Below are 20023 nucleotides of genomic sequence, written 5' to 3' on the forward strand. Positions count from 1 at the left end.
CTGGCGGTAAGGAGCGGGCACGGAGGCGCCCCGGCGCGGGGCGCCCCCTTCGTGTGGTGCCTGTCAGCCGAGGAGCGTCTTGAGCGCCGTGAAGCTGCGCTCCGCCGCACCGAACGAACCCGGCGTCGCGGGCAGGGTGTTGGGGGCGGTGTCCTGCTCCCAGATGCCGAGGTGCGCGTTGCGCGCCCCGATGTCGCGCACGAACTTCTGGTACGGAAGGTCGCCGGCGCCGAACTCGACGATGTCGTAGCCGTTGGCGCTCGACGCGTTCGCGTCGCCGTCCTTCATGTGGAACAGCGGGTACCGGTAGGGCTGGTCGCGCACGTAGGCGGCGGGGTCGAATCCGGGCCAGCGGTACTGGCCCACGTACGCCCAGTAGATGTCCAGCTCCAGATAGACGTGGCGCGGGTCGGTGTTCTTGAGGAACACGTCGTACAGCCGGACCGACGGCTGGTCGGTCGCGAACGCGAACTCGCCCGAGTGGTTGTGCTGGTACAGCTTCAGGCCACGCGCGGTCGCCGCGGCGCCCCAGACGTTGAACTCGTCGGCGGCGGCGCGGTAGGCCGCGACGGTGTTGGTGTTCGAGGGCGCGTTGGCCGTGCCCACGTGCGGCATGCCGAGGATCTCCGCGGCGTCCAGCTCGGCCTGGATGTTGGAGCGCAGGTTGCCGATGCCGACATGGCTGCCGACGGCACGCAGTCCGTTGTCGTCGAGGATGGTCCGGATCTCCGGGAGGGTGATCTGTCTGCCCAGGATCGAGGTGGACTGGGTGTACCCCGCGAACTCGATCTCCTTGTAGCCGATCCGGGCCAGCTCGGCGAGGACGACGGCGAAGCCGAGCGAGCTCACCTTGTCGCGGACGCTGTAGAGCTGGACTCCGATGCGGTCCTTGGGGATGGGCAGCGTGCTCGCCGCGGCGGCGGCGGAGGAGGCGGTGGCGGCTCCGGTGACGGAGGCGGCGGCGAGGGCCACGGTGGTGCCGACGGTGGCGCGCAGGAAATCCCTGCGGTCGAAGGACTTGTGAAGATGACTCACGATCACTCCTGTGCATGAGGAGAGGAGAGGACGGATCGGGCGCACGGCCGGGCGGAGAGGGCGACGGTGCGCACCACGACGGCTGATCCGCGGACTCCGGACCGGTGGAGCGCGCTCCGGAGGGGGCCGGCGAACGCGACGGGAACCGTCGCGCGATGCGGGGAGGTACGGCGACGGGGGAGGGGCCGCCGTCACGGCCGGGCGTCGGCGGACGCGCCGCCGACGGTGCTCCTCGGCGTCAGAGGGAGGACTTGCCCGCTTCGTGGGCGTCCGCCCGCGCGGCCGAGGCACGGGCGGCGGCCTTCTCGGCGAGAGAAGCGGCGCGGTCCTCGGGCGCGGCCTCCTTGGCCGAGCGGGAGAACGACGGGGCCGCGGATCCGGTCTCCCCGGTGACGGCGCCGCGCACGCGCGCCAGCTCGCCCACGACCAGGACCGGGTCGTTGCCCGTCGCGGTGAGCCCGCCGCGCACGATCGCGTTGTCGAGCACCGCCGTCGCGGTGTTGTCGGTGACCGCCAGGTCGCCGCCGAAGTACGAGGCGCCCGCGCACGATCCGAGCAGCCCCTCACCCCCGAGCTGCAGGGCGTCGGAGTTGGCCGTGTACGTCGCGGCGCCGTACACCTCGCTCGCGCAGAACACGCCGCCGAGGGTGTTCCCCTTCACGGTGAGCGCGCCCTTGACGGTGGAGTCGTACACGTCGCTGTACTGGTTCTGGTCACCGGTCAGCGCGGCCGACAGGGTGCTGCCGGACACGTACAGCTCGCCGGCCTTGGTGGAGACGTTCCCGCCGAGCGTCGAGTCCACCGCGTACACGAACCCGCCGGTGGCGTCCACGGCCTTGACGTTGGCGTTCTCCAGGTGCGTGCCGAAGGCGGAGGCGGTGGTCAGCGCACCCTTGACGGTGGTGTTCGTGAGGTCGAGGTACGCGTTCTCCCCCACGGTGACCGTGCTGTTGAAGGTGGCGCCCGCGGCCACGAGGTCGGCCCCGGCCTCGATCGTCACCGTCCCCTTGACCTTCGTGCCGGTGAGGGTGCAGGACTTCCCGGCCGGAACGACCAGGTCGTTGGTGACGGTCACGGCCCCGCCGTCACCGACACAGGTGGTGTAGAGAGCTGCCTGGGCGGAGCCGGTGAAAGCCACCAGGCTCCCGGATGCCACCAGAGAGGCCGTGGCGATGAACGTACGAATCTTCATGTCGCTTCCCTTCCGCTGCGTTCACGGCAGGGTCGGTGACCCGGCCGGTGTGCCGTGCTTCGACGGTGTGCTGAAACGGTGCGCGAGCGGCTGCCGGGGCAGTGGTCGCGCGGCGCGGTGCCTCGTGCGGGCGGTGGCCCCGCCATGGGGAGAGAGACGTGGAACGGCTCGTGAGTGAGGTGACCGGCTTCGGGGCGACGCCGACTGGCTGCGGCGTTACAGGGACGAAACCTGTTCGATGGGCCGAGAGACTAGGACGCGTCGCCGAGGACTGTCCATAGGTTCGGTACGAATCTGCTGAACTTTCTTCAGATTCACCAAAAGCTGAGGTGTGTCGGAGAAAAGGCCGTCACGACACCAAGGGACTCAGGGGCACCAGGGGTGCCGACGGTCGGCGGCGGACCCGGATCGTGTTGTTCGCGGTCGTGAAGGCGGGGAGGTCCGGCCCGAAAGCGATGGCCGGTTCTGTGTGGCGGGGGCCGCTCGGTCGCTCTCGTCCGTGGCGCCCCCATGTCGGTGCGTAACCGCCGAACGACCGCGCGAGGGCGCCGACATGGCGCTGCGCCCAGTCCGGTCGGGGCTGGGCGCAGCGCGACACGCCGATGGATGGGACGGCCGCACCGGCCCGTTCCGGGGCTCGGTGCGGGCGACGGGGCGACGTTGCCCGGTAGCAACGGTGAAGATCGCCGGGCTCGGCCATCCGGCGCGGTGGTGTGGTGCGGCGGTACGGCGGTCACGGACCGGCCCGAGCCCCGCGTCGTCGTGCGGGGCGGCACGGGTGCTCGGCGGCCGGGGTGGCTCGGGGCGGCGCCTACAGCGGGCGCCTGCCGGTGAGCTCCTGCCACTGCGTACGGGCGTCGTCGAGCGCGGCGCGGGCGCGCGGGAGCCGGGGATCGGCGCTGTGGCGGGCGCGCGTCTCCGTCAGCCGCTCCCGCGCCGCCTCCACCGGACCGGTCGCCTCCCGGGCCTCGCGCAGCGCGCCTTCGAGCGCGGCGATGTCCTCCTCGCGGGTCTCACGCGAACGGTGCGCCGCCACCGCGGCGTTGTGGAGCCGCACGCTGAACTCGCGGACCGTGTCCTCCGGGAACTCCTCGCCCTCGTAGCGCTCCATGCGCTTCTGTCCGTCCGGGTGGGTGAGGTAGACGTAGGACACGTGCTCCGTGCGTGCGAGCTCGAACCGGACGTGCAGGCCGGCCAGCGGCAACTCGTCCTCGGAGACGACGACCGCGTGCTCGTACAGCGTGATCGGACCCAGCTGATGCATCCGGTCGCCGCGGTCCGGTGCGCGCCGCCGTTCCAGTTCGGCCTCGGCCCGGCGCACCTGGCGCCGATGGGCGGACTCCGCCCGCTTCACCTTGCTCCACGCCCGCCACGTCTCACGACGAGCGGCGTTCTGCAACGTCCGTACTCCGCCGCGGGCATCGTCCAGAGCCCGCCGGTCCTTCCGGTACGCCTCGTGGAACGCGTGCGCCCACCGGCCCGGATACCGGACAAGCCGCCAGGCCGTCCAGCCCACGACCAGAACCACCGGCGCGACCACCCACCCCAGGACGCTCACGTGCTCCCCCTCCACCGCAACACGGCCGTGCCGTCGATGGAACCAATAGCGGGGAGCACCAGGGCCCGTCAACTCGGCTTCTCCATCGACGTATTGTGTGGCGTGCGTGAACCAGTGCATTCGGCGTGGAACACGCGGAAATGAGAACTTTGACTTCGACAATCCGAGCGGCCGACGAAGTCGTCGACCGGCTGGGTGAGGAGTGTCGTTTCTGCAAGGTAGGGACGGTGCGGAGGGCTTCGTACGAGTTCCGCCGGACGCGTACAACCTCGGGGAGGATCCGGCCGCGGCTCGGCCGCAGCCGCGCCGGACGCGGACGGCCGCATCGAGTGCCGGGGGAGGGCCCGCTCCTGGGAACGGGCCCTCCCCCTCGTGCGGTCGCAGATGGTCAGACGCGGTCCGCCGCGATCAGCAGGTACTGGAACGAACCGTCCTTGTACGAGTTGATGAACGCGTCCTCGATCCCCGTGACCAGCGAGGACGTGGCCCGCAGCTCCCAGTAGGGCAGCGTGTCGGGGGTGAGGTCGACGACGGCCGTGGGCACGAGGCGGTGGTCGGCCATGGCGCGCAGGTACTCCCGGCGCGAGTGGATGTTGCACTCGAAGTGCGCGTTGATCTGCGAGACCCACTTCGAGGGCTGGCCGTACCGCGGGTTCCAGCAGCCGGTGATGGTCACGTAACGGCCGCCGGCCCTGAGGACGCGGGAATGCTCCGCGAACAGGTCGTCGAGGTCGACGTACATGCTCGACTCGTTGTTCCACGAGCCGGCGACGGACCCGGTCTCGAAGGGGGTGGCGAGCATGTTGCAGACCCGGGCGCGGACGTGGTCCTGGATGCCGAGTTCACCGGCCCGGCCGTTGGCGAACTCCGCCTGCTTCGCAGAGAGGGTGACGCCCTCGACCGTACAGCCGAAGCGCTGGTGCGCCATCACCATCGAGCCGCCCCGGCCGCAGCCCGCGTCCACCAGGGTGTCGTCGCGGCCGATGTCGCCGAGGTGCCCCAGGAGGTACTCGGCCTGCGCCGACTCCAGGCGGTGGAGTTCGGTGACGAGCTTCTTCTCGCTCTCGCTGTCCTCGGGGCTGCCGAGTGCCGCGTGGTCCACGTCGCCGATGCCGTAGTGGTGGTGGTACAGGCCGTCGACATCGCCGAGGCGCAGGTTCACGGGCCTGGCCTCCCCGTCCCAGTAGCGGGCGATGTCCCCCTGGTAGGGCGTCGCCGGTCCGGCCGAAGCCGGGCGGGGGATGCGCAGGGAGGCGGGGGTGGCGGTGAGTTCGGTGTGGGTCACTGATGAATCCGTTCTTTACCAGAAATCGGGCAGGCGGTAGCGGAAGGTGTTGGTCCGGTGCCAGTAGTGGTTGCCGTCGACCCAAGCGGCCACGCCCCGCAGGAAGCGCAGCACTTGGGGTGCGGGACAGGCCTCGGCCAGGGCCGCGGCCTGGGCCTCGAAGTCGCGCATGAGGTCGTTGTGGACCTCGACCGACTTCAGATAGGCGTCCCGTTCGGAGAGGCCCTCGCGTTCGGCGATCACCACCGGAAGGTTCAAGTGGTGGCCGGGGGAGTCGAGTTCCTTCATGTAGGAGTAGAGGTCGTTCACGATGGTCGTCGCGTTCCCGGCGAGCGCGATGACCTTCTGCATGTCCGGCCGGGCGTGCAGGTCCGCCGGGAGTTCGTAGCCGCCGACGGTGTCCGTGATCGTCGGACAGGGGCGGAAGTTGTTGAACTGGCGCATCGCCAGGTACTCCCACACCTCCGGTACCCGGCCCTCCTGCGACCAGGCCGCTTCGGCGAGGTACCCCAGGTGCAGTCGGGCCATGTCGTGCCGGAGCCGGTCCGCCTGGGAGGCGCCGGCCGCCCGTACGAAGTACTCCATGGCGGAGCGGTACGCGCGCCGGGGCGCGTCCGCGTGGAGCGAGTCGGCCCACTGCGGCTGGTACTCCGCGGTCGTGTACAGCGGATCGAGGGCGGTGTGCGCCAGCAGGAGGCGTTCACCGAGGCCGATGGGCGAGCCCCCGTGGTCCTCGCAATAGCAGTCGTCCACCGCGTTCTCGGCCACCATCAGACGGGTGGCGAGCATCAGGTGGTCGACGGTGGGCGCGTCCGGATGGCAGGCGACCATGTAGCGGCCCACCGAGAAGCCGTCGAACTCCTCCTCCCAGTCGTCGGGGAACAGACTGACCTCGTCGACCGCCCAGGCCTTGATCCTCCGGCTGACCTCCTCCACGCGTACCGGATCGGGCTCGGGCACCGGGTGGTAATAGAGCCCCGGGACCGGCGTGCCCTCCGCGGTGTCCACGGCCGCCGCCTCCGCCAACGTTTCTGCAGATGCGTGCGGAGGTGGAAGCAGGGGTGACAGCAGGGACGTCGGCAGGGGAGCGGAAGGCGACGTAGGCGTCGGCGGCGTCGGCGGCGCTTCCCTCAGGACCAGGCGGAGCCCCGCCGTGCCCAGGCCGCTGGGGCCGCGCAGGAGGCGCTCCAGACGCGTGTCCGCCGCGGGCGCCCCGGACTCCGCGGTGCCGAGGGCGGCAGCGGGGGCGGGCAGGGGTACGGGCAGCGCGGCCGGGGCGGGTACGGAGACCGCGGGCGGTTCGGGTACGGAAACGGCGTCGGGCGGGCCGCCGGTGGCGGCCGTGATGTCGTGGGCACGGGCCGCCGCGGCGGCGAGTACGTGCGCCCCGAAGCGGGCGGCGGCCTCGGGCACGCTCGACCGTGGTGGTGGCAGCTCGGGCGCTGGCATCCATGGCTCCTTGATGGGATGGGCGGCTCTCCGAAAGCCCTCCGGGGGCACACGGGGCCGATCCGGAGGTTCCAGGGGGTGCCGCGGCGGGGCCCTTTCGGGCGGGGCCCGCCGCGGGCAGGTCCCTTGCGGGCAGGTCCCTTTTGGGCGGGGCCCGCTGCGGGCCCCGCCGCGGGACAGCCCTACCTGGGCCAGTGGGCGATCTGCACGTTCTCCAGCACGCCGACCGCGTCCGGCACGAGGATCGCGGCGGAGTAGTACGTACTGACGAGGTAGGACGTGATCGCCTTCTCGTCGAGCCCCATGAAGCGGACCGACAGGCCCGGTTCGTACTCGTCCGGCAGGCCGGTCTGGTGCAGGCCGATGACGCCCTGGTTCGCCTCGCCGGTACGCATGCAGAGGATCGAGCTGGTCTTCTCCGGGGTCACCGGGATCTTGTTGCAGGGCAGGATCGGGACGCCGCGCCAGGCCGGTACCTGCTGGCCGCCGAGGTCGACGTGGTCCGGGTAGATCCCGCGCGCGTTGAACCCGCGCCCGATCGCCGCGATCGTCCGGGGGTGCGCCAGGAAGAACTTGGAACCGCGACGGCGACAGAGCAGTTCGTCCAGGTCGTCCGGGGTCGGCGGACCGGCGTGCGGCTGGAGGCGCTGCTTGAAGTCGGCGTTGTGGAGCAGGCCGAACTCCCGGTTGTTGATCAGCTCGTGCTCCTGCCGCTCCCTCAGCGCTTCGATGGTGAGACGGAGTTGTTCCTCGGTCTGGTTCATCGGGCCGTTGTAGAGGTCGGCGACCCTCGTGTGGACCCGCAGAATCGTCTGGGCGACGGAGAGTTCGTACTCGCGCGGCTTCAACTCGTAGTCCACGAAGGCGCCGGGCAGCTCGTGCTCGCCGACGTGACCGGCGGACATCGCGATCTCCGCCTCGCCCCGATGGTTCTGCTGCCGGCCGGAGAGCGACGTGAACGCCTCGATGTGGGTGCGCAGGCCCGGCGCCCCGGAGAGCACGGTCGCGAAGTCGGAGCGCGACAGGGTGAGCAGCGTGCCGGAGGTCTCGGCGGTGGCGGTCTGCTCCCACCGGGCGTCCTCGTCCAGCAGGGCGTCCTCCCCGAACCGGTCCCCGTCGGCGAGGACGTCCAGATCGACCTCGTCGCCGTAACTGCCCACGGAGGTCTGGCTGACGCGGCCGTGGGCGATCAGGTGGATCCGGTCCGCCGGCGCCCCGCGCTCGACCAGCGTCTCACCGGCGCGGAAGTCGCGCTGCACGCAACGGTCCGCGAGGGCGGTCAGCACCTCCACGTCGTCGAAGCCGCGCAGCAGAGCCAGTTCACCGAGTTCCCGGGGGATCACCCGGACGTCGGCGCCCTCCTGGACGAATTCGATGGTCCCGTCGCCGACGGTGTAGGACAGCCGGCGGTTCACCCGGTACGCCCCGCCCTGGGTCTCCACCCAGGGGAGCATGCGCAGCAGCCAGCGGGAGGTGATCTCCTGCATCTGCGGGGCGGACTTGGCCGTGTGGGCGAGGTTGCGGGCGGCTGCCGTGCCCAGGCTGGACTGCCGGGGCAGCTCCAGTTGCTCGTGCGGGTTCGAGTCAACAGTCATCGTGCACGCTCTCCGTGGTCAGGGCGGTGACGCGGGCATTCGGACGTCACCGGGCAACTGGAGGGAAAAGGGGTAGGTGAACGGAAACCCGTCCAGACGCCGAGGACACTAACGGCCGCTCCCTCTCCTGGACCAAGGGAAGGCGCCGACATTAACTCGATACGATGATCGCGGGCCGCCGGATGTTTGCGCGGGCGCAGATCCGTTTCGTCCGCGCGCACCGGTTCTCCGCCGGACGCGACCGGCCTGCGCTCACCCTCGGCCTGCCGCTCGGCAGCCCCGCCCGAACCCGCCGCTCACCGCGGAGAGCGCGGGGCGCCCCGCCCGAACCCGCCCCCGCCACCCCGCCCGCGCACCGGCACCCGTTCTCTCCCCGGGGTGCCCCCGGCGTGTGCGGGACACCTCCCGAGCCGCGGTGCGCTTTGATCGGTGGACCAGAGGCCGCGCGGCAGCGGTCTCGACGAGGCAGGGCAGGAACCGCCGATGGAGCGCCCCGCATGACCGATGAAGAGTCCATCACCCCCCACTGGCTGTTCGGCGACCAGCTCGGCCCCCACTTCACCGATCCGGGGAGAGGCGGACCGCACCGGGACGCGCCGCTGCTGATGATCGAGGCGAGGAGTGTCTTCCGGCGCAGACGGTTCCACCGCGCCAAGGCCCACCTGATCCTCTCGGCGATGCGCCACCGGGCCGCCGAGCTCGGCGACCGGGTGCGCTACGTCAAGGCGGACACCTACCGCCAGGGGCTGCGCGAGGCCGTGGGGGACGGACCGGTGACCGTGCACCACCCCACCTCCCACACCGCCCGCGCCTTCGTGGACACCCTGCCCTCCGTCCGCGTGCTGCCGGCGCGCGGCTTCCTCGTGGCGCACGACGAGTTCAGGAGATGGGCGGACGGCCGGGGCACGGAGCGCCTGCGCCAGGAGGACTTCTACCGCTGGGTCCGCCGGACGCACGAGCTGCTGATGGAGGGCGACCAGCCGGCCGGCGGCCGGTGGAACCTGGACCACGACAACCGGCAGCCCCCACCGCGCGGAGCGACCGGGCTGGGCGCTCCGGCGCCCTACCGCCCCCGGGAGAGCGACATCGACGCGGAGGTGCGCTCCGACCTCGACCGCTGGGTGCGCGACGGGGACGTCGAGTTCGTCGGCGAGGACGCACCCCGCTGGTTTCCGGCCACCCGCCGGGAAGCCCTCGCGGCCCTGCGCCGCTTCGTCGAGCACCGGCTCGCCACGTTCGGCGCGTACGAGGACGCGATCCTCGCCGGGGACCCGACGATGAGCCACAGCCTGCTCTCCTCGTCGCTCAACCTCGGCCTGCTGGACCCCGCCGAGTGCGTCGAACGGGCCGAGGCACGGTGGCGGTCCGGCGAGGTGCCGCTCAACAGCGCCGAGGGCTTCGTGCGGCAGATCGCGGGATGGCGCGAGTTCGTCTGGCACGTCTACTGGTACTTCGGGCCGCAGTACCGGGAGAACAACGCCCTGCGTCACCGCGGCGGGTTGCCCGAATGGTTCACCGAACTCTCCTCGGAGGGCACGGGTGCGCACTGCGTCGGCCACGTCCTCGACCAGGTCAGGGAGACCGGCTGGACCCACCACATTCCGCGCCTGATGATCCTGGGCAGCCTCGCCCTGCAACGGGGCTGGGACCCGCGCGCCGTCACCGACTGGTTCCACCGCAGCTTCGTGGACGGCTACGACTGGGTCATGGTCCCCAACGTGGTGGGGATGTCGCAGTACGCCGACGGGGGCCGCATGACCACCAAGCCGTACACCTCCGGGGGCGCCTACATCGACCGCATGAGCGACTTCTGCGGCTCCTGCCGCTACAAGCCCACCGTGCGGGTCGGGGAGGACGCCTGCCCCTTCACCGCCGGGTACTGGAACCTGCTGCACCGCCACCGCGACCGCTTCGAGCACAACGCGCGGATGAGCCGGGCGGTGCGCGGGCTGGACCGCCTCACCGATCTCGACGCGCTGCTGGAGCAGGAGCGCCACCGCCGGGACTGAGAACGCGCCCAAGTGTTCCACCTGGCCGGTCCTCGACCTGGCCCTCGCTCGGGGACTGGAGACCCGTATCGGTCTGGAGGACACCCTCACGGCCCCGGACGGGCCCCCGGTGGCGGACAACGGTGCTCTGGTCCGCCTGGCGCTCTCCCGTGCGGCGTGACCGGCGCACCGGGGGACGGGCGCCGGTGGGTGCGGCGTCCGTCCCCCGGTACGGGAGGGCGGGAGCGGTCAGGACGCGGGCACGGTGTCCTCGAAGGCGGTACCCGCCGCCCGGTAGGCGGCGACCGCGGCCGTGACCTGGGCCGGGGTCAGCACCTGGTCCTTGACGTGCAGCACCCAGTCGACCTTCTGGTCGTAGGCGCGCGGGGTGGTGCTGGTCTGGCCCGCGAGGTCGATCAGCCACTGGTTGAAGTTGATGGACATGGGGCGCTCCGGCAGGTAGCGGGAGTCGTGGCGGCCGAACTCGACGCCGTCGATGTAGTAGACGATGGCGGTGTCGTCGATGGTCAGGACGAGGTCGTGCCAGCCCGCGTAGCTGATCCGTGATTCGGAGTGCTGGTTGACCGCCTCCCACGGGTCGGGGCGGTAGGTCTCCCAGGACGTGGTGTAGAGGATGTTCGAGGGCTCGCCCCAGCCGCCGTTGGGCAGGTACTCGAAGTCGTACTCGGCGTAGTCGTCGGCCATCGGGGCCTTGAGGTCGTTGATGGTGAAGAACGTGGACACGAGGTGGTCGCCGTCCGGGCCGTACTTCGGCGCGTCGGCGAACCGCACCCGGGCCGCGTAGGTGCCGTTGCGGAACTTCGTCGCCTTGGTGAGGACCTCGGTCTGCTTCGTGGACTCCGCGGTCCCGGCGGTGGAGGTCTCCAGATTCATGATCGAGTTGGTCCCCTCCTTCGCGAAGGTGACGTTCTCGGCGGGCCAGCTCGCGCCCGGCACCCCGGGGCCGCCCGAGTTGGAGCGCACGTTCCAGCCGTGGGCGCCGATCGACGGGTCGCTGTACGAGGTGTAGTCGAAGTCGTCGAAGAGCCGGGTCCCGCCGGTGGGCGGGTCGGTCGGAGGGTTGGTCGGGCCGGTGGGGTCGGTCGGGTTGTTGCCGGTGGGCGCGGTGCCCCACACCTGGGTGCCGGCGACCGTCGCGGTGACCTTGGACCAGTTGGCGTACGAGGTCTGCGCGGATCCGAAGGAGTAGTCGTCCGCCTGGTTCAGCGGCTGCCAGTTCGAGCGGTAGAACCGCAGCTGCATGTCCCCGGTGTCCGCACCCGGGGCGAGCGAACCGGCCCCGGCGGTGAAGCCGATCTCCAGGTAGCGGTCGGCCGTCGTGGTGGGGCTGGCGAGGGTGCCGAAGGTGCCCGTGATGTTGGCGCACCCCTTGACCGCCCAGGAACAGGCGTAGGTGTACGAGGCGCCGGAGTCCGCCTTGAAGTAGTAGCGGATCTTGACCTGGGCGAGGGAGACGGACGTGCTGCCGGTGTTGACGGCCTTGAGCCAGGGTTCCGCCTGGTCGGAACCGGTGGAGCTCTGCCGGTACTGCACCGTCAGCGCCTCACCGGCCGCGGTCGCGGGTACGGCCGCCAGGGTGGCGCAGCCGAGTCCGGCCAGTGCGGCGGCGGCCAGTGCCACGCGGACGCGGGAGACGCCGGGGCGGGGTGCGCGCGCTCTCTTGTTCGTGCTGGTGCTCGTCACCTGGGGGTCCTCTCGGGATGGTGGAACGTGGAGGGACGGCTCGGCACTCCGAGGGCGTCGAGCCGGGTCTTGTGGTGGTCCAGCCGGGTCCGGAATCCGTCCCAGTCGTGGCCGCCGGACCAGGCGGTGTCGGCCAGGGCGCACAGCCGGGGGAAGACGAGGTATTCGGCGTGCGCCGCGGTGGGCACGTACTCGGTCCACAACTGCGCCTGGGTGCCCAGCACATGGGCGGCTTCGGCCGCGTCCCAGTGGGCGGGTGCGGGGTCGGTGGCGTAGACCGTCGGCAGGTCCACCGAGAAGCCGGGCTGGCCCGGCGGCTCCTCGGGGCGCGTGGACTGCGGGTAGTCGAGGTAGGTGGAGCGGTGCGGGGTCATGATGACCGGGTGGCCGTTGCGCGCCGCCGCGAGTCCGTGCTCCTGGTCCAGCCAGGCCAGTACGGTGAACGAGCCCGGCAGGTCGCCCCCGGTCTCGGTCCAGCCCAGCGGGTGCCGGCCGTGCTCGGTGAGGAACGCCCCGACCTGCTCCATCAGCCAGCCGCGGAGCGCCTTCGGACCGCTCAGCCCCTCGTCCGCGACGCGCCGCAGCGCGGAGGGCGAGGTGTGCCACTCGTCGGTCGGGCACTCCTCGCCGCCGACGTGGACGTACGGCGAGGGGAAGACCTCCATGACCTCGCCGAGCACGGTCCGGCAGAAGTCGAGCGCCTCGTCGTGGACGCCCAGGATGGTGTCGCACACGCCCCACCGGTCCCAGACCTCCAGCCGCCGTTCGGGGAAGTTGCCGAGGTGCGGGTAGGCGGCGAGGGCGGCGCGGACGTGGCCGGGCATCTCGATCTCCGGGACCACGGTCACCCCCCGGTCGGCGGCGTACGCGACCAGGTCGGTCAGCTCCCGACGGGTGTACGCGCCCCCGTGCGGCACCCCGCCCACCTCGGTGAGCCGGGGGTAGGCGCCGACCGGCATCCGCCAGCCCTGGTCGTCGGTGAGGTGCAGGTGCAGGACGTTCATCTTGTGCAGGGCCAGCAGATCCGTGAACCGCCGCAGGAACGAGACGGGCTGGAAGTGACGGGCCACGTCGAGCATGGCGCCGCGCCAGGCGAAGCGCGGCACGTCCGTCGTCTCCAGGCAGGGGATCGACCAGGTCGTACCGTGCACCGGTTCGGCCAGGAGCGCGGCGGGCGGCAGCAGCTGACGGAGCGTCTGGACGCCGTGCAGCAGACCCGCCGGGCGGGCCGCCCGCAGCAGGACGGCGTCCTCGCCGACGGTGAGCCCGTACCCCTGGTCCCCGAGCCCGGTGAGACCGGGATCGAGGGCGAGGACCACCCGGCCGTCGTCCGCGAGGGGCAGCGGCAGCCCGGTCGCCGGGGCGAGCAGGGTCCGCAGCAGCGCGGCGGCGGGCTCGGTGCCGGCGGTCGCGCGGATCGCCGTGGCGGTGTCGAAGGTGAACCGGCCCCGTCGCAGGTGGAGCCTCAAGGGGCCCGGTACGAGGCCGAGGCCGGTGGGGGGCATGGACACGGTTTCTCCTATCCCTTGACCGCGCCACCGGTCATACCGGTGGCGACCCGTCGCTGGAGAACGAGGAAGAGGACGAGGACGGGCAGCGCGAAGAGGGTGGAGGCGGCCATGGTGGCGCCCCAGTCGGTGCCGAAGACGTTCGAGAACGAGGAGAGCCAGACGGGCAGGGTCCGGTCGTCCTGGTTCTTGATGATCAGCATGTTGGCGAAGGCGAACTCGTTCCAGGCGGTGATGAAACCGAAGAGGGAGGTGGCGAGCAGCCCCGGTGCCAGCAGCGGGAACGTGACCCGTCGGAAGGCGGCGGCGCGGGTGCAGCCGTCCACCTGGGCCGCCTCCTCCAGTTCGGCGGGGATGGCGGAGAGGAAGCTCCGCAGGGTCACGATGGTGAACGGCAGCGTGATCATGAAATAGACGAGGGTCAGGGTCGCGAGCCGGTCGAGCATGTCGGTGTCGCGGGCGATGACGTACATCGGGATCAGCAGCGCCTCCCAGGGCGCGACCTGTGCGACGAACACCATGAGGACGAATCCCCGCCGGCCCTTCCACCGCATCCTGGCCACCGCGAACGCCGCACCGAGGGCGACCACGAGGGCCAGCAGCACGCAGCCGGCCGTGACGAGCAGGCTGTTGCGCCAGAACGACCAGAATCCGTCGGCCGACACCGCGTCGGAGAAGTGCTCCAGCGTCAGCGAGGTGGGCAGGAACACCGGAGTCTTGGCCTGGATGTCCGCGGTCGGTTTGAAGGCGGTGAGGATCATCCAGTAGACCGGGAAGACGCTGAGTACGAAGACGATCAGCGCCCCGGCGTTCCGGGGCAGTCCGCGCAGGGCCACGCGGGCGGGACGGGCGCTCACAGTTCGGCCTCCTGGCGGAACATCTGGCGGAAGTAGAGGACCAGCGCGCCGACCAGGACGAGCACCATGAGGGTGGCCGCCGCCGCCCCGAGGTCGTAGCGGTGCAGCGACTGGGCGATCTGGTACGAGTAGACGGGCAGCGTGGTGGTCGCTCCGCCCGGCCCGCCCTTGGTGACCGCCCAGATCTGCGCGAAGCACCGGAAGACCCAGATGACTTCGAGGCTCAGCACCAGCCCGAAGACCGGCCGCAGGATCGGCAGGGTGACGGAACGGAAGATCCGCCAGCCGCCCGCTCCGTCGATCCGCGCGGACTCGAAGAGCTCGGCCGGGACCGTGGTCAGCGCGGAGTGCAGGGTGATGGCGACGAACGGCACCGACTGCCACACCACGAGCAGCACCAGGACGGAGAAGGCCGCCGGACCGTGCGCGAACCAGGAGTAGTTCTCGAAGGAGCCGAACCCCAGCCGCACGAGCAGCCAGTTGACCACTCCGAGCCGGGAGGCGAAGAGCCACTGGAAGACCGTGGTGGTGGCGATCACCGGACTGGCCCAGGCGAGCACCAGTCCCACGAGGACCAGGGTCCGCATCCGCTTGCCGAGGCGTTGCAGCATCAGCGCGACACCGGTGCCGATCACCATGATGAGCGAGACGTTGACCGCGGTCCACCCCAGGGTGCGCCGGACCACCTGCCAGAACTCGCCGTCCCGCAGGATCGCGGAGTAGTTCTCCAGGCCCGCGAAGTCCGCGTCCCCGCGGATCAGTTCCGCCATGCCGTAGTGCTGGAAGGAGATCAGCAGGTTACGGGCGAGGGGGTAGGCCAGCAGGAAGGCGAACCCGATCACGGTGGGGGCGATGAGCAGATACGGCCAGAGGGCGCCCGGCACGGTACGGCGGGGTCGGCCCGGCCCCCGCGCCCCGGGAGCGGCCTCCGTGGCGGCGGTGGGCGCGACCGGTCCGGCCGCCGCCGGTCCGAGCCGGTCCGCGGTCCGGGTCACGCGGGTCCTCCCTCGGGTGGTGTCCGGCGGATCGTGGCCGGACACGGCGCGTTCCCGCCCCGGCTCACGGGTTGAGGGTCTTGCTGATCGCGTCGGACGCGGCCTTCGCCGCCTTCGCCGGGTCGGTCCCGGTGAGCACGGCCGTCATGTACTCCTTGATCGGGTTGGTCGCCTCGACGGCGGCCCACTCGGGGGAGTTGGGCGTGGCGCGCCCCTGCGCGGCGGCGGCGGCCATCGCCGCGTTGCCCTCGTCGTCCCCCAGCACACCGGCGAGCGAGGTCCGGTTGGGCACGTAGCTCATGGTGCGGGCGAGCTCGGTCTGCTCCTTCTCCCCGGCGAGCGCCGCGACCACCTCGTACGCCGCTTCCTGATGGGCCGAGGCGACCGGGACGATGAGATCGGAGCCGCCGGTGAAGGTCGCTCCCGGCTTGCCCGCCTCCTTGCCGGGGATCGGGAAGAAGCCGAGCTTGCCCGCGAGGGCGGGGTTGGCCTGCTCCACGATCTTGGCGCCGCCGGGTACGGCGATGATCTGGGCGACGTCGCCCTTGGCGAAGACGTCCGCCTGGGGCGGCTTCGCCTCGTCGGAGTCCTTGGGGCCCTGGCCCAGGGCCTGGAGCCGGCGGTAGAACTCCATGCCCCGCAGCGCCTCTGGGCTGTCGAGCGCGCCCCGCCACGTGCCGCCGTCCTGCACGGCGAGTTCGCCGCCCTCCTCCCAGACGAAGCCGGCCAGGGTGTACCAGTTCTGCCCGGGGAGGTAGATGCCCTGCGTCCCGCCCTTGTCGAGCTTCCCGGTGATCTCCAGCCACTCCTCCCGGGTCGTGGGCGGCGCCGTGATGCCGGCCTTCGCGAAGAGGTCCTTGTTGTAGATCACCACGCGGTTGGCCGCGTACCAGGGCACGCCGTACTGCTTTCCGTCGACCTTCCCCGGCTCCGCGAGGCCGGGCAGCCAGTCCGACCCCTGCAACTCCGCGACCTTGTCGCTGAGATCGAGCACCCCGCCGCTCTGCGCGTACTGCGCCACCTGGGTGTTTCCCACCTCGATCACGTCCGGGGCGTCCTTGCTGGCGAGCGCGGCGGTGATCTTCTCGCCGACCCCGTCCCACTCCTGTATCTGGATGTCGAGCCGGGTCTGCCCGTGCTGGGCCTCGAAGTCCTTCTCGAACCGCTGCAGATAGGCGTCGGAGACGCTGTCCTTCATGATCCACACGGTGAGCTCGGTGGGCCCGTCCGACTGGCCGGACCCGGAAGAGGAGTCGTCGCACGCGGTGAGCGCACACATGGCCGCCAGGGCCACCGCGGCCGGGATGAAGCGGATCTTCACTGGATTCACCTCGAAAAGGAGTTGACCAATTGGTCAACTGGACAACGGCGTGGGTAGAAGGTGGCATAGACCAGTGATGGCGTCAACCCTCGTTTCAATAAGCCCAGTTGGGTGCGTTGTACACTTCCAGGAGTCCCAACCATCATTTACCACCGAACCAGTTGCCGACGAAGAGGCGGAGAGGCCGGATCCATGCAGAACAGCTCCTCGGGCTCGGGCGGAGTGCTCAAACGCGAGCGGGTCCGCGAGCACCTCCTCGGCCTGATCGAGGTGCGCCGGCCCGGCGACGCGATCCCCTCGGAGCGCACGCTCAGCGCCGAACTCGGTGTCTCCCGGCCCACCTTGCGTGCCGCGGTGGACGAACTCGTCGCCACCGGGCAGCTCGTACGCGAACACGGGCGCGGGATGTTCGTGGCCCCGGCCAAGATCACCCAGGAGCTGGCCCCGGACGACGCGGCCTTCGTGGTGCCCCGGGCGGCAGGCACCTGGTCCAGCAGGCTCCTGCGGCTCGACACGATCCGTGCGGGAGCGCGCATCGGCCGCAAGCTGCGGGTGTCACCCGCGGCCGAGGTGGTCTACATCGCCCGGCTGCGCCTGGTCGACGGCTCACCCATGGCGATCGAGCACCTGCACATCCCGGCGGAGCTCGTCCCCTCCCTCACCCCGCAGGAGCTGGAGGCGGGTGACCTCTACGACCATCTGCGCGAGCATCACCACGTCCACGTCGACCAGGCGGTCCAGTCCATCGAGCCGACCGTCATCAACGAGGCCGAGGCGGCTGTCCTGGACATCCCGGTCCTCTCGCCCGCCCTGCTGATCGAGCGCCTCACCACCGACACGGCGGGCCGGCCCGTCGAGTACGTCCACTCCCTCTACCGGGGCGACCGCTACCGCATCGTCTCCCGGCTGTCCCTGGGAACCTCGGCCCCGCATCCGCGGCCCGAAAGCCACCACCCGGGGATTCCGCCGGGGGACTTCGCGCACGGAGACATCATCACCTCGTCCACGACGGGCGACGCCCACTGAGGCGCGCGCCGGCACGACCACCGGGCGGACGGCGGGGCGCGGCGAGGCCGGGCGGGGCGGGACGGACGCCCGCGTAAGCCATTCAGGGGCGCGTTGTATCCACTCGCTCACCCTGCGTGGCGGCGGTGGTTGATCGCCCATAGCTTCGGCTCATGAGAACAAAACACATGAAATGCCTGGCGGGCGTCACGGCCGTCACGGCCACCGTCCTGGGGTTCTCGGCCGGCCCCACGGCAGCGTCCGGACACCATGAACACGTGGTGCGCCCAGGAGAATCGATCCAGAAGGCGGTGGACGCCGCGCGCCCCGGAGACACCGTCGTCGTCCTGCCCGGCACCTACCGCGAGAGCGTGCTGATCACCACGCCGGGCCTGACGCTGCGCGGTACGGGCGAGCGCACGGTCATCGCTCCGCAGGCCCCCGCGACGGCCGAGGCCCCCGCGACGGCCGGGACGACGGAGACGGCCGGGACGGCGCCCGCCAAGACCGCCTCGGGCCCCGCCGCCGCCAAGGGGCCGAGGGCGGCCAACGCCTGCGCCGCGGGCGGCAACGGCATCTGCGTCGTGGGCACCGCGGCGAACCCCGTCGACGGCGTCAGGATCCGCGCGCTGACCGTCTCCGGCTTCGCCAAGACCGGCGTCTGGGCCTCCTGGACCGACGGGCTCTCCGTCCGCAGGGTGACCGCGCGTGACAACGGGACCTGGGGCATCGCCCAGGAGCGCTCGACCCGCGCCGACCTCCGGCACAACACCGCCACCGGCAACGGCGACGCGGGCATCTTCGTCGCGAACTCGGTCAGCGAGGAGGGCGGGGCGACCGACACCGACGGGACGGTCGTCGCGGACAACTCCGTGAGCGGAAACCGCATCGGCGTCACCGCGCGACGCGTCCGCAACCTCCGGATCGACGACAACACCGTCACCGGCAACTGCAGCGGCATCTTCGTCGTGGGCGACGAGTCCAAGCCCGCGGCGGGCGCGATGACGATCAGCGGCAACCGGATCGTGAAGAACAACAAGCTCTGCGCGGCCACTCCCCGCCTCTCCGCGATCCAGGGCTCCGGCATCGTCCTCACCGGCAGCGAGAGCACGGTCGTGCGCTCCAACGTCATCCAGGACAACGTCGGCACCACCGACTTCTCCGGCGGCATCCTGCTGTTCAAGAGCTTCGTGGGCGCGGTCAACACCGACAACACCGTCCAGGACAACCTCGTGAGCGGCAACAGCCCCGCCGACCTCGCCAACCGCGACACCTCGGGCACCGGCAACACCTTCACCGGCAACACCTGCGCCACCTCCGAACCGGCCGGGATGTGCGCCGCATGACCACCCACCGCCGCACCAGGAGGAACGAGACGGCATGACCACCGTGAGCCCCACCCCTGAGACCAGCCCCGAGAAGGCCACCCTCACCTCCACCCTCGCCGCGCCCCAGACCCACGCGGGCACCCCGACCCCGCCGCCCTCCATGCGGCTGCGCGAGCTCGCCTTCGGGGCGGCCTGCGCCGCGGCCGTACGCGCGGCGGCCCGGCTGGGCGTCGCGGACGCCCTCGGCGAGACCCCGGCCTCCGCCGCCGAGCTCGCCCTCGTGGTCGACGCGGAGCCCGTACCGCTCCAGCGACTGCTGCGGGCGCTGACCTGCTACGGCGTCTTCGCCGAGACCGAGGACGGCAGGTTCGTCCACACCGACACGTCCCGGCTGCTGCGCGAGGACGACCCGCACAGCCTGCGCTACATCTCCCTGTGGTGCACGGAGCCCTGGACCTGGGACGTCTGGCCGCGCCTCGACGACGCGGTGCGCTCCGGCACGAGCGTCTTCCCCGAGACCTTCGGCAAGGGCTTCTTCGACTACCTCCACCAGGACGCCGGCGAGTCCGCCCACGTGTTCAACCGGGCGATGACCACCTCCAGCGTGCAGTCCGCACGGGACGTCGCCGAACTCCTCGACCTGACCGGCGTCTCCTCGGTCGCCGACATCGGCGGCGGCCAGGGCCATGTGCTCGCCAGTCTGCTGGAGAAGCACCCCTCGGTCCAGGGAACCCTCATGGACCTGCCGGGCGTCGTGGCCCGCGCGGACGAGCGGCTGCGCGACGGCGGCCCGCTCGCCGGCCGGGTCCGGATCGTGGCCGGCGACTGCCGCGAGGACATCCCGTTCGAGGTGGACCTCTACATCATCAAGAACATCCTCGAATGGGACGACGAGAGCACCCGCAGGACCCTGCGCAACGTGGTCGCCGCGGCCCGCCCCGGCGCCCGCGTGGTGATCATCGAGAACCTCGTCGACGACACCCCGTCCATGCGGTTCACCACCGCCATGGACCTGCTGCTCCTGCTCAACGTCGGGGGAGCGAAGCACACCCGGGAGAGTCTGCTCGGCCGCATGTCCGAGGCCGGCCTCCAGGTGGGCGAGGTCCACCCGGTCAACGCCTACCTCCACGCCTTCGAGTGCACCGTGCCGTAAGCGGGCCGCACGAGCAAAAGCGCCCCGGGTCCGGCACGTCGGTGCCGGAC

Annotated in this window: 16 protein-coding genes; 5 read left to right on the top strand and 11 right to left on the bottom strand. The window is 71.3% G+C overall.

What is annotated here, in order from left to right; genetic code table 11:
- Positions 1-63: 63 nt before the first annotated feature.
- The 6 genes from ACFWEE_RS29205 to ACFWEE_RS29230 form a co-directional block, all read right to left on the bottom strand.
- Positions 64-1035: a sugar phosphate isomerase/epimerase family protein gene (locus ACFWEE_RS29205; RefSeq protein WP_386893602.1), complete on the bottom strand. Its 972-nt coding sequence runs from the start codon at positions 1033-1035 to the stop codon at positions 64-66.
- Positions 1036-1273: 238 nt separating this feature from the next.
- Positions 1274-2227 (bottom strand): hypothetical protein, encoded by a 954-nt coding sequence (locus ACFWEE_RS29210; RefSeq protein WP_386893604.1) that lies wholly within the window; start codon positions 2225-2227, stop codon positions 1274-1276.
- An 811-nt stretch (positions 2228-3038) separates the two neighbouring features.
- Positions 3039-3785: a hypothetical protein gene (locus tag ACFWEE_RS29215; protein WP_386893606.1), complete on the bottom strand. Its 747-nt coding sequence runs from the start codon at positions 3783-3785 to the stop codon at positions 3039-3041.
- Positions 3786-4173: 388 nt separating this feature from the next.
- Entirely contained in the window at positions 4174-5070 is an 897-nt protein-coding gene (locus ACFWEE_RS29220) for a geranyl diphosphate 2-C-methyltransferase (protein WP_386893608.1), read from the bottom strand.
- Between the two features lie 15 nt (positions 5071-5085).
- The gene (locus ACFWEE_RS29225; RefSeq protein WP_386893612.1) at positions 5086-6519 is read right to left on the bottom strand and encodes a family 2 encapsulin nanocompartment cargo protein terpene cyclase; all 1434 of its coding nucleotides are present in this window, start codon (positions 6517-6519) and stop codon (positions 5086-5088) included.
- A gap of 182 nt (positions 6520-6701) precedes the next feature.
- Positions 6702-8114 carry a family 2B encapsulin nanocompartment shell protein gene (locus ACFWEE_RS29230; RefSeq protein ID WP_386893614.1) on the bottom strand — a complete coding sequence of 471 codons (1413 nt, stop codon included), beginning with the start codon at positions 8112-8114 and terminating at the stop codon, positions 6702-6704.
- A gap of 497 nt (positions 8115-8611) precedes the next feature.
- Between ACFWEE_RS29230 and ACFWEE_RS29235 the strand changes: the two genes are divergently transcribed.
- Together ACFWEE_RS29235 and ACFWEE_RS29240 are read left to right on the top strand one after the other, a co-directional pair.
- Complete coding sequence (locus ACFWEE_RS29235; RefSeq protein WP_386893616.1) at positions 8612-10123, top strand: cryptochrome/photolyase family protein; 1512 nt, start codon at positions 8612-8614, stop codon at positions 10121-10123.
- Positions 10080-10283 (top strand): 3-keto-5-aminohexanoate cleavage protein, encoded by a 204-nt coding sequence (locus tag ACFWEE_RS29240; protein WP_386893629.1) that lies wholly within the window; start codon positions 10080-10082, stop codon positions 10281-10283. Before ACFWEE_RS29235 ends, ACFWEE_RS29240 begins: the two co-directional genes overlap by 44 nt.
- Positions 10284-10351: 68 nt before the next feature.
- Here the strand turns inward: ACFWEE_RS29240 and ACFWEE_RS29245 are convergent, their stop codons facing one another.
- The 5 genes from ACFWEE_RS29245 to ACFWEE_RS29265 all read right to left on the bottom strand — a co-directional run bounded on the left by ACFWEE_RS29245 (position 10352) and on the right by ACFWEE_RS29265 (position 16487).
- On the bottom strand, positions 10352-11806 hold the full coding sequence (locus tag ACFWEE_RS29245; RefSeq protein ID WP_386893618.1) for a cellulose binding domain-containing protein: 1455 nt from the start codon (positions 11804-11806) through the stop codon (positions 10352-10354).
- Entirely contained in the window at positions 11803-13311 is a 1509-nt protein-coding gene (locus ACFWEE_RS29250; RefSeq protein WP_386893631.1) for a beta-N-acetylhexosaminidase, read from the bottom strand. The genes ACFWEE_RS29245 and ACFWEE_RS29250 overlap by 4 nt, the downstream gene beginning before the upstream one ends.
- Positions 13312-13325: 14 nt before the next feature.
- A complete protein-coding gene (locus tag ACFWEE_RS29255) occupies positions 13326-14171 on the bottom strand; it encodes a carbohydrate ABC transporter permease (RefSeq protein WP_386893620.1) in 846 nt (281 codons plus the stop codon).
- Entirely contained in the window at positions 14168-15055 is an 888-nt protein-coding gene (locus tag ACFWEE_RS29260; RefSeq protein ID WP_386893633.1) for a carbohydrate ABC transporter permease, read from the bottom strand. Before ACFWEE_RS29260 ends, ACFWEE_RS29255 begins: the two co-directional genes overlap by 4 nt.
- 175 nt (positions 15056-15230) lie before the next feature.
- Positions 15231-16487, bottom strand: a complete 1257-nt coding sequence (locus ACFWEE_RS29265) for an extracellular solute-binding protein (RefSeq protein ID WP_386893622.1) — start codon at positions 16485-16487, stop codon at positions 15231-15233.
- A 192-nt stretch (positions 16488-16679) separates the two neighbouring features.
- Between ACFWEE_RS29265 and ACFWEE_RS29270 the strand changes: the two genes are divergently transcribed.
- The 3 genes from ACFWEE_RS29270 to ACFWEE_RS29280 all read left to right on the top strand — a co-directional run bounded on the left by ACFWEE_RS29270 (position 16680) and on the right by ACFWEE_RS29280 (position 19973).
- Positions 16680-17513 (top strand): GntR family transcriptional regulator, encoded by an 834-nt coding sequence (locus tag ACFWEE_RS29270; RefSeq protein ID WP_327174257.1) that lies wholly within the window; start codon positions 16680-16682, stop codon positions 17511-17513.
- A gap of 152 nt (positions 17514-17665) precedes the next feature.
- The gene (locus tag ACFWEE_RS29275; protein ID WP_386893625.1) at positions 17666-18838 is read left to right on the top strand and encodes a nitrous oxide reductase family maturation protein NosD; all 1173 of its coding nucleotides are present in this window, start codon (positions 17666-17668) and stop codon (positions 18836-18838) included.
- 34 nt (positions 18839-18872) lie between these two features.
- Positions 18873-19973: a methyltransferase gene (locus ACFWEE_RS29280; protein WP_386893627.1), complete on the top strand. Its 1101-nt coding sequence runs from the start codon at positions 18873-18875 to the stop codon at positions 19971-19973.
- Positions 19974-20023 lie beyond the last annotated feature (50 nt).

The organism is Streptomyces sp. NPDC060184 (assembly GCF_042728795.1).
In the GTDB taxonomy this organism is placed as follows: Bacteria; Actinomycetota; Actinomycetes; order Streptomycetales; family Streptomycetaceae; genus Streptomyces.